The organism is Pseudomonas sp. YQ_5, from assembly GCF_043103305.1.
Lineage (GTDB): Bacteria > Pseudomonadota > Gammaproteobacteria > Pseudomonadales > Pseudomonadaceae > Aquipseudomonas > Aquipseudomonas putida_Y.
Genome location: NZ_JBICJS010000057.1, coordinates 1 through 10,483, shown reverse-complemented (window position 1 = coordinate 10,483; position 10,483 = coordinate 1). Strand labels below are relative to the sequence as shown.

Here is a 10,483-nt window from a genome sequence, read left to right as displayed (position 1 = left end):
CTGCCACAGGTGTTACTGGCCCGAAACAAACGTAGGAGCGAGCGCAGCTCGCGATGCGCCGCGCGGGCGGCGCTCGGTCTTGCAGCCGACACAATATTCACGTCAAGCCCCCGTGCCACATCTCCCCACCGCCCCCGCCTTTGTGATAACATCCGGCAGTTTCCAAGACCGCCCATCACGGCGGCCTTCATTGCGCAGATCCATGGCACAACTCATTGATTTGTCGTAAGTCGTCGCACCCTTATGCGCTGCGGCGGCGAGCTTCGTTCGGCCCTTGATGGAGCTGCGAAGTTTCACCAGAAAAAGGAATCAGGCTTCTCATGGGCGAACTGGCCAAAGAAATCCTCCCGGTCAATATCGAAGACGAACTGAGACAGTCTTACCTCGACTACGCGATGAGCGTGATTGTCGGGCGAGCGCTGCCCGATGCGCGTGACGGCTTGAAGCCCGTGCATCGCCGCGTTCTCTATGCGATGAGCGAACTGGGCAACGACTGGAACAAGCCGTACAAGAAATCCGCCCGTGTGGTCGGTGACGTGATCGGTAAGTACCACCCGCACGGCGACACTGCGGTCTACGACACCATCGTGCGTATGGCCCAGCCGTTCTCGTTGCGCTACCTGCTGGTCGACGGTCAGGGCAACTTCGGTTCGGTGGACGGCGACAACGCTGCCGCCATGCGATACACCGAAGTGCGCATGACCAAACTGGCCCACGAGCTGCTGGCCGACCTGCACAAGGAAACCGTCGACTGGGTGCCCAACTACGACGGCACCGAGCAGATCCCGGCGGTCATGCCGACGCGTATTCCCAACCTGCTGGTCAACGGTTCCAGCGGTATTGCCGTGGGCATGGCGACCAACATTCCGCCACACAACCTCGGCGAGGTCATCGATGGCTGTCTGGCGCTCATCGACAACCCGGAAGTCACCATCGATGAGCTGATGCAGCACATCCCTGGCCCGGACTTCCCGACTGCCGGCATCATCAACGGTCGCCAGGGCATCATCGAGGCCTATCGCACCGGCCGTGGCCGCATCTACATGCGCGCCCGCTCCGAAATCGAAGACATCGACAAGGTTGGCGGCCGCCAGCAGATCGTGATCACCGAGCTGCCGTACCAGCTGAACAAGGCTCGCCTGATCGAAAAGATTGCCGAGCTGGTCAAAGAGAAGAAGATCGAAGGCATCACCGAGCTGCGCGACGAGTCCGACAAGGACGGCATGCGCATCGTCATCGAGCTGCGTCGCGGCGAGGTGCCGGAGGTGGTGCTCAACAACCTCTACCAGCAAACCCAGCTGCAGAGCGTGTTCGGTATCAACGTGGTGGCCCTGGTCGACGGCCGTCCGCGCCTGCTCAACCTCAAGGACCTGCTCGAAGCGTTCGTCCGCCACCGCCGTGAAGTGGTGACCCGCCGTACGGTATTCGAGCTGCGCAAGGCCCGTGAGCGTGGCCATATCCTTGAAGGCCAGGCGGTCGCGCTGTCCAACATCGACCCGGTCATTGCCCTGATCAAGGCCTCGCCGACGCCGTCCGAAGCCAAGGAAGCCCTGGTTTCCACGCCGTGGGAATCCAGTGCCGTGCAGGTCATGGTCGAGCGCGCCGGCGCCGATTCCTGCCGCCCTGAAGACCTGCCGGAGCAGTACGGCCTGCATGACGGCAAGTACTTCCTGTCGCCGGAACAGGCCCAGGCCATTCTTGACCTGCGCCTGCACCGCCTGACCGGCCTGGAGCACGAGAAGCTGCTGGCCGAGTACCAGGAAATCCTCGAGCAGATCGGCGAGTTGATCCGCATCCTCAGCAGCGCCGAGCGCCTGATGGAAGTGATTCGCGAGGAGCTGGAGGCCATCCGTGCCGAGTACGGCGATGCCCGCCGCACCGAAATCCTCAATGCCAGCCACGACCTCAACTACGGCGACATGATCCCGGAAGAAGAGCGTGTGGTCACCATCTCCCATGGTGGTTATGCCAAGACCCAGCCATTGTCCGCCTACCAGGCCCAGCGCCGTGGCGGTAAAGGCAAGTCGGCGACCGGCGTGAAGGACGAGGACTACATCGAGCACCTGCTGGTCGCCAACAGCCACGCCACCCTGCTGCTGTTCTCCAGCAAGGGCAAGGTGTACTGGAAGAAAACCTACGAAATCCCCGAAGCGTCCCGCGCTGCCCGTGGTCGTCCGCTGGTCAATCTGCTGCCGCTGGAGGAGGGTGAGCGCATCACCGCCATGCTGCAGATCGACCTCGAAGCGCTGCAGCAGAACGCCGACCTCGACGAAGAGCTGGACGAGGCTGAAGACGCCGTGCTCGAGGGTGAGCTGGTAGAGGCCGAGGAGGTCGACGAAGAAGACGGTGACACCCCGGAGTGGGTTGCAGAGCCGACCGGCGCGTACATCTTCATGGCGACCGCTTCCGGCACCGTCAAGAAGACCCCGCTGGTGCAGTTCGCCCGTCCGCGTTCCAACGGCCTGATCGCCCTGAAGCTGAAGGAAGGTGACACCCTGATTGCCGCGGCCATCACCGATGGCGCCAAGGAAGTCATGATGTTCTCCGACGCTGGCAAGGTCATCCGCTTTGCCGAGAGCGTCGTGCGTGAAATGGGTCGCAACGCCCGTGGTGTGCGCGGCATGAAGCTGGGCAAAGGCCAGCGGATCATTTCGATGCTGATCCCCGAGTCCGGCTCGCAGATCCTCACCGCCTCCGAGCGTGGCTTTGGCAAGCGCACTCCGCTGTCCAAGTTCCCGCGTCGCGGCCGCGGTGGCCAGGGTGTGATCGCCATGGGTACCAAGGGGCGCAACGGCCTGCTGATCGGTGCTATCCAGGTGCAGGAAGGTGAGGAAATCATGCTGATTTCCGACCAGGGCACGCTGGTTCGCACCCGGGTTGGCGAAGTGTCCAGCCTGAGCCGCAACACCCAGGGCGTTACGCTGATCAAGCTGGCGGCCGATGAGACACTGGTGGGCCTGGAGCGTATCCAGGAGCCGTCCGAGGACGAACTCGATGAGGTGATCGAGACGGACGAGGAGGGTGTCGAGGCTGCAGCGCCAGACAATGAAAATGAAGAAGCTGCGGGTGCCGACGAGGCCCCGCAAGAGTAAGCAAGCGTAAACCCGAGCGGGGCGACCAAGGTCGCCCCGTTTGACTGTGTAGGAGCGGGCTTGCCCGCGATGCAGGCGCCACCGATCCTGCATGGAATGTGGCCACCGAATTACGATTTTGTTCTATTTGGCAGAGCGAGAGTGGATGTGAGCAAACGAGCCTTTAACTTCTGCGCAGGCCCTGCCGCGCTTCCTGACGCTGTCCTGCAGCGCGCACAGGCCGAGATGCTGGACTGGCGTGGCAAGGGCTTGTCGGTGATGGAAATGAGCCATCGCAGCGACGATTATGTGGCCATCGCCGAAAAGGCCGAGCAGGACCTGCGTGACCTGCTGTCCGTCCCCTCCAACTACAAGGTGCTGTTCCTGCAAGGGGGCGCCAGCCAGCAGTTTGCTGAAATCCCGCTGAACCTGCTGCCGGAAAACGGCACTGCCGACTACATCGAAACCGGCATCTGGTCGAAGAAGGCCATCGAGGAAGCGCGGCGTTTCGGCAACATTAACGTCGCTGCCACCGCCAAGCCTTACGACTACCTGGCCATCCCCGGCCAAAACGAGTGGAACCTGACCAAAAACGCTGCCTACGTGCACTATGCGTCCAACGAGACCATTGGTGGCCTGCAGTTTGACTGGGTGCCGCAAACCGGTGACGTGCCGTTGGTGGTCGATATGTCCTCCGACATCCTCTCGCGCCCGATCGATGTGTCGCAGTACGGCCTGATATACGCCGGCGCGCAGAAGAATATCGGTCCAAGCGGCCTGGTGGTGGTGATCGTGCGCGAAGACCTGTTGGGTCATGCCCGCAGCAGCTGCCCGACCATGCTCGACTACAAGGTTTCAGCTGACAACGGGTCGATGTACAACACCCCGGCCACCTACTCCTGGTACCTCTCGGGTCTGGTCTTCGAGTGGCTGAAAGAGCAGGGTGGTGTTGATGCCATGGAGCAGCGCAACCGTGCCAAGAAAGATCGCCTTTACGGCTTCATCGACCGCAGCGAGTTCTACACCAACCCGATCAGCGTCAACGCCCGTTCGTGGATGAACGTACCGTTCCGCCTGGCTGACGAGCGCCTGGACAAGGCCTTCCTCGCGGGCGCCGACGCGCGTGGCCTGCTCAACCTCAAGGGCCACCGTTCGGTTGGCGGCATGCGCGCCTCCATCTACAACGCCCTGGGCCTGGAAGCGGTAGAAGCGCTGGTAGGCTACATGGCTGAATTCGAGAAGGAGCATGGCTGATATGTCCGAACAGGAGCTCAAGGCGCTGCGCGTGCGCATCGACAGCCTCGACGAGAAAATCCTCGAGCTGATCAGCGACCGCGCCCGCTGCGCCGAAGAAGTTGCCCGGGTCAAGACTGCCTCGCTGAAAGAAGGCGAGAAACCGGTGTTCTACCGTCCCGAGCGTGAAGCTGCGGTGCTCAAGCGCGTGATGGAGCGCAACAAAGGCCCGCTGGGCAACGAAGAGATGGCGCGGTTGTTCCGCGAAATCATGTCGTCGTGCCTCGCCTTGGAAGAGCCGTTGAAAATCGCCTATCTCGGCCCTGAAGGCACCTTCACCCAGGCTGCGGCCATGAAGCACTTCGGCCACGCGGTGATCAGTCGGCCGATGGCGGCCATCGACGAAGTGTTCCGTGAGGTGGCGGCCGGTGCCGTCAACTTCGGTGTGGTGCCGGTGGAAAACTCCACTGAAGGTGCGGTCAGCCACACCCTGGACAGCTTCCTTGAGCATGACATGGTGATTTGCGGTGAGGTCGAGCTGCGTATTCACCACCACCTGCTGGTGGGCGAGAACACCAAGACCGACAGTATCACCCGCATCTACTCCCACGCCCAGTCGCTGGCCCAGTGCCGAAAGTGGCTGGACGCGCACTACCCGAACGTGGAGCGCGTGGCCGTATCGAGCAATGCCGAAGCGGCCAAGCGGGTCAAGGGTGAGTGGAATTCGGCGGCGATCGCCGGCGACATGGCGGCCAACCTGTACGGCCTGACCCGTCTGGCCGAGAAGATCGAAGACCGCCCGGACAATTCCACCCGCTTCCTGATGATCGGTAACCAGGAGGTGCCGCCGACCGGCGACGACAAGACCTCGATCATCGTTTCGATGAGCAACAAGCCCGGTGCCTTGCATGAGTTGCTGGTGCCGTTCTATCAGAACGGCATCGACCTGACCCGCATCGAGACCCGCCCGTCGCGCAGCGGCAAGTGGACCTACGTGTTCTTCATCGACTTCGTCGGCCACCACCGTGACCCGCTGATCAAGGCGGTGCTCGAGCAGATCAGCCAGGAGGCTGTGGCGCTGAAGGTGCTGGGCTCTTATCCGAAGGCGGTGCTTTGATTCAGGGGCCTTGCAGCCCTTCGCGGGCATGCCCGCTCCCACAGTGAGCATGTGATGCCGATCCCTGTGGGAGCGGGCGAGCCCGCGAAGGGCCGCGTCGCGGCCCCAATGGCCCTCACAGGCTACCTAGATTTCTGAACAGGGTTCGCACCAGTGGTAAATGCAGCAAAAACCAAACCCGCACCCATCATCAACCGCCTGGTCGTGGTCGGCCTGGGCCTGATCGGTGGCTCGTTCGCCAAGGGCCTGCGTGAGAGCGGCTTGTGCCGCGAAGTGGTCGGTGTCGACCTTGATGCCCCGTCGCGCAAGCAGGCCGTGGCTTTGGGTGTGGTCGACCGCTGCGAAGAAGACCTCGCCGCCGCTTGCGTGGGTGCCGATGTCATTCAGTTGGCCGTACCGATACTGGCCATGGAAAAAGTCCTGGCGCGCCTGGCCCAGCTCGACCTGGGTGATGCGATCATCACCGACGTCGGCAGTGCCAAGGGCAACGTCGTGCGTGAGGCCCGTGCCGTTTTTGGTGCGCGCCTGCCGCGCTTCGTCCCGGGCCACCCCATCGCGGGCTCCGAGCAGAGCGGGGTAGAGGCCTCCAACGCCACCTTGTTCCGCCGGCACAAGGTTATCCTCACGCCGCTGGCCGAAACCGATCCCGCCGCGCTGGCCCTGGTTGACCGCCTGTGGCGTGCGCTGGATGCCGATGTGGAGCACATGTCGGTCGAGCGCCATGACGAAGTGCTGGCCGCCACCAGCCATCTGCCACACCTGCTGGCCTTCGGTCTGGTCGATTCACTGGCCAAACGCAATGAAAACCTCGAGATCTTCCGGTACGCTGCGGGTGGATTCCGCGATTTCACAAGAATCGCCGGCAGCGATCCGACCATGTGGCATGACATCTTCCTCGCCAACCGCGACGCTGTCCTGCGCACACTTGATACATATCGCAGCGATCTCGACGCCCTGCGCGACGCGATCGCTGAAGGGGATGGGCACCAGCTGCTGGGAGTATTCACCCGCGCACGGGCTGCCCGCGAGCATTTCAGTAAAATCCTGGCCCGCCGGGCCTATGTGGACGCTATGAACGCCAACGATCTGATTTTCCAGGCCCAACCGGGTGGCCGCCTGAACGGGCGGATCCGTGTACCGGGCGACAAGTCGATTTCCCATCGCTCGATCATGCTCGGCTCGCTGGCCGAAGGTACTACCGAGGTCGAAGGCTTCCTCGAAGGCGAAGACGCGCTGGCGACCCTGCAGGCATTTCGTGACATGGGTGTGGTCATCGAAGGCCCCAACCACGGTCGTGTGACCATTCACGGCGTGGGCCTGCATGGTCTCAAGCCGCCGCCAGGGCCGCTGTACGTGGGTAACTCCGGTACCTCGATGCGCCTGCTGTCGGGCCTGTTGGCCGGCCAGTCGTTCGACGTCACCATGACCGGCGACGCCTCGCTGTCCAAGCGCCCGATGAACCGTGTGGCCAACCCGCTGCGCGAAATGGGCGCTGTGGTCGAGACCGGCCCTGAAGGCCGCCCGCCGCTGACCATTCGCGGTGGCCACAAGCTCAAAGGGCTGACCTACACGCTGCCGATGGCTAGCGCCCAGGTCAAATCCTGCTTGCTGCTGGCCGGCCTGTACGCCGAAGGCAAGACCACTGTCACCGAGCCTGCGCCTACCCGTGACCACACCGAGCGCATGCTGCGCGGTTTTGGCTATGCGGTCGACAGCAACGGCCCAGTTGCCTCGCTACAGTCCGGTGGCAAGCTGACCGCTACCCGCATCGAAGTGCCGGCTGACATTTCTTCGGCAGCGTTCTTCCTGGTGGCAGCCTCTATCGCTGAAGGCTCCGAGCTGGTACTGGAGCATGTCGGCATCAACCCGACCCGTACCGGCGTGATCGACATCCTGCGCCTGATGGGCGGCGATATCACCCTGGAAAACCAGCGTGAAGTGGGCGGCGAACCTGTAGCCGACCTGCGTGTGCGCGGAGCCAAGCTGAAGGGTATCGACATTCCTGAAGCGTTGGTGCCGCTGGCCATCGACGAATTCCCGGTATTGTTCGTGGCAGCTGCCTGTGCCGAAGGGCGTACCGTGCTGCGTGGCGCCGAAGAGCTGCGGGTGAAGGAGTCCGATCGCATCCAGGTGATGGCTGATGGCCTGATCACCTTGGGCATCAAGTGCGAGCCGACCCCGGACGGCATCATCATCGACGGCGGCCAGTTGGGCGGTGGCGAAGTGCATGGGCATGGTGATCACCGCATCGCCATGGCCTTCAGTGTGGCCTCGCTGCGCGCCAGTGCGCCAATTCGCATTCACGACTGCGCCAACGTCGCCACCTCGTTCCCCAACTTCCTGGCGCTGTGCGCCGAAGTGGGGATTCGCGTGGCAGAAGAGGGCAAGTCGTGAATTCGCTGGCACCGGTTATCACCATCGACGGGCCTAGCGGCTCGGGCAAGGGCACGGTCGCCGGGTTGATGGCTCGCGAGCTGGGCTGGAAGCTGCTGGATTCCGGCGCGCTGTATCGGTTGCTGGCATTCAATGCCAGCAACCACGGTGTCGACCTGACCAACGAAGAGCTGCTCACCAAACTTGCCGCCCATCTGGATGTGCAGTTCATCGCTTCCGAGCCCGGTAAGCTGCAACAGATCATCCTTGAGGGTGAGGACGTCAGCAACGTCATCCGTACCGAAACCGTCGGTGCCGGTGCATCGATGGTGGCCTCGCTGCCGGCGGTGCGTGATGCGCTGCTGGTCCGCCAGCGTGAGTTCCGCGAATTGCCGGGGCTGATTGCTGACGGTCGCGACATGGGTACTGTGGTGTTCCCGGATGCGCCCTTGAAGGTCTTCCTCACCGCCAGCGCGGAGGAGCGCGCACGTCGCCGCTACCTGCAGTTGAAGGGCAAAGGTGAAGATGTTAGTCTGTCGAGTCTGCTGGATGAGATTCGTGCGCGTGATGAGCGTGACACCCAACGTGCAGTGGCCCCGCTGAAACCAGCGGCTGATGCCATTCAGTTGGACTCTACCGAGTTGTCCATCGAGCAGGTGTTGCAACGTATCAGAAGCGAGATCGCCCAGCGCGACCTTATCTGATAACCAGGAAAGCAGGCAGGGGCACCAGTCAACGTCCTGCCGGCTTTCCTTTACTTAAAACGAACCCACATTGTCTGGAATGTGGTTATGGGCGTTTGTTTCGCCCGAATCTACAGGAATTAAAATGAGCGAAAGCTTTGCAGAACTCTTTGAAGAAAGCCTGAAAACCCTCAATCTTCAGCCGGGTGCGATCATCACCGGTATCGTTGTCGACATCGACGGCGACTGGGTTACCGTACACGCTGGCCTGAAGTCCGAGGGCGTCATCCCGCTCGAGCAGTTCTACAACGAAGCTGGCGAGCTGACCATCAAGGTCGGTGACGAAGTTCACGTTGCGCTGGACGCGGTCGAAGACGGCTTTGGCGAAACCAAGCTGTCCCGTGAAAAAGCCAAGCGCGCCGAGTGCTGGATTGTTCTGGAAGCAGCTTTCGCCGCCGAAGAAGTGGTCAAGGGCGTTATCAACGGTAAGGTTAAGGGCGGCTTCACTGTCGACGTTAACGGCATCCGTGCGTTCCTGCCGGGCTCCCTGGTTGATGTCCGCCCAGTGCGCGACACCACCCACCTGGAAGGCAAAGAGCTGGAATTCAAGGTCATCAAGCTGGACCAGAAGCGCAACAACGTTGTCGTTTCCCGTCGCAGCGTGCTGGAAGCCGAGAACTCCGCCGAGCGCGAAGCCCTGCTGGAAACCCTGCAGGAAGGCCAGCAAGTCAAAGGTATCGTCAAGAACCTCACCGACTACGGCGCATTCGTGGACCTGGGCGGTATCGACGGCCTGCTGCACATCACCGACATGGCCTGGAAGCGCATCAAGCACCCATCGGAAATCGTTAACGTTGGCGACGAAGTCGACGTACGCGTTCTGAAGTTCGACCGTGAGCGCAACCGCGTTTCGCTGGGTCTGAAGCAGATGGGCGAAGATCCGTGGGTAGCTATCACTGCCCGTTACCCAGAAGGTACTCGCGTACAGGCTCGCGTTACCAACCTGACCGACTACGGCTGCTTCGCTGAGCTGGAAGAAGGCGTTGAAGGTCTGGTACACGTTTCCGAAATGGACTGGACCAACAAGAACATCCACCCGTCGAAAGTCGTTCAGGTTGGCGACGAAGTGGAAGTCATGGTTCTGGACATCGACGAAGAGCGTCGTCGTATCTCCCTGGGCATCAAGCAGTGCAAGTCCAACCCATGGGAAGACTTCTCCGGCCAGTTCAACAAGGGTGACAAGATCACCGGTACCATCAAGTCGATCACCGACTTCGGTATCTTCATTGGTCTGGACGGCGGCATCGACGGCCTGGTTCACCTGTCCGACATCTCCTGGAACGAAACCGGCGAAGAAGCCGTACGTCGTTTCAAGAAGGGCGACGAGCTGGAAACCGTCATCCTGTCGGTCGACCCAGAGCGCGAGCGCATTTCCCTGGGCATCAAGCAGCTGGAAGACGATCCGTTCTCCAACTTCGTTGCTGTCAATGACAAGGGCGCTATCGTCAAGGGCATCGTGAAAGAAGTTGACGCCAAAGGCGCCATCGTCACCCTGGCCGACGACATCGAAGCCACTCTGAAAGCTTCCGAAATCAGCCGTGACCGCGTTGAAGACGCGCGTAACGTTCTGAAGGAAGGCGAAGAGATCGAAGCCAAGATCATCAGCGTTGACCGCAAGTCCCGCGTTATCAGCCTGTCGATCAAATCGAAAGACGACGCTGAAGAGCGCGAAGCTATCCAGAGCCTGAAAAACGCTCCGGAAGCTGCTGCCGACACCACCATGGCTGCGCTGCTGCGCGAAGCAATGGCCAAGCAGAACTGAGTTCTGTTTGATCGGTAAAAAGGGCGACCCTCGGGTCGCCCTTTTTTTTGCGTTTTTATTGGTGGAGTGGTGGTGGGGTGGTGGTGGTGGTGGGGAGTGTTTGTCGTAAGGGTTGTGTCGCCAGTGAGATCGAGCGCCGCCCGCGCGGCGCATCGCGAGCTGCGCTCGCTCCTACGTTTGTTTC

Annotated in this window: 6 protein-coding genes; all 6 read left to right on the top strand. The window is 61.6% G+C overall.

The genetic code is table 11. From position 1 onward, the window contains the following. Positions 1–320 precede the first annotated feature (320 nt). Complete coding sequence (gyrA, locus tag ACF8EA_RS13905; RefSeq protein WP_053870525.1) at positions 321–3,092, top strand: DNA gyrase subunit A; 2,772 nt, start codon at positions 321–323, stop codon at positions 3,090–3,092. A gap of 147 nt (positions 3,093–3,239) precedes the next feature. Then, positions 3,240–4,325: a 3-phosphoserine/phosphohydroxythreonine transaminase gene (gene serC, locus ACF8EA_RS13900; RefSeq protein ID WP_028698391.1), complete on the top strand. Its 1,086-nt coding sequence runs from the start codon at positions 3,240–3,242 to the stop codon at positions 4,323–4,325. A gap of 1 nt (position 4,326) precedes the next feature. After that, entirely contained in the window at positions 4,327–5,421 is a 1,095-nt protein-coding gene (pheA, locus tag ACF8EA_RS13895) for a prephenate dehydratase (RefSeq protein WP_003252669.1), read from the top strand. 186 nt (positions 5,422–5,607) lie between these two features. Next, positions 5,608–7,815, top strand: a complete 2,208-nt coding sequence (locus ACF8EA_RS13890; RefSeq protein ID WP_033739306.1) for a bifunctional prephenate dehydrogenase/3-phosphoshikimate 1-carboxyvinyltransferase — start codon at positions 5,608–5,610, stop codon at positions 7,813–7,815. Continuing rightward, the gene (cmk, locus tag ACF8EA_RS13885; RefSeq protein WP_021784962.1) at positions 7,812–8,498 is read left to right on the top strand and encodes a (d)CMP kinase; all 687 of its coding nucleotides are present in this window, start codon (positions 7,812–7,814) and stop codon (positions 8,496–8,498) included. The genes ACF8EA_RS13890 and cmk overlap by 4 nt, the downstream gene beginning before the upstream one ends. 124 nt (positions 8,499–8,622) lie before the next feature. Continuing rightward, positions 8,623–10,299, top strand: coding sequence for a 30S ribosomal protein S1 (rpsA, locus tag ACF8EA_RS13880; protein WP_003252673.1), 1,677 nt, complete (start codon positions 8,623–8,625; stop codon positions 10,297–10,299). Positions 10,300–10,483: the final 184 nt, after the last annotated feature.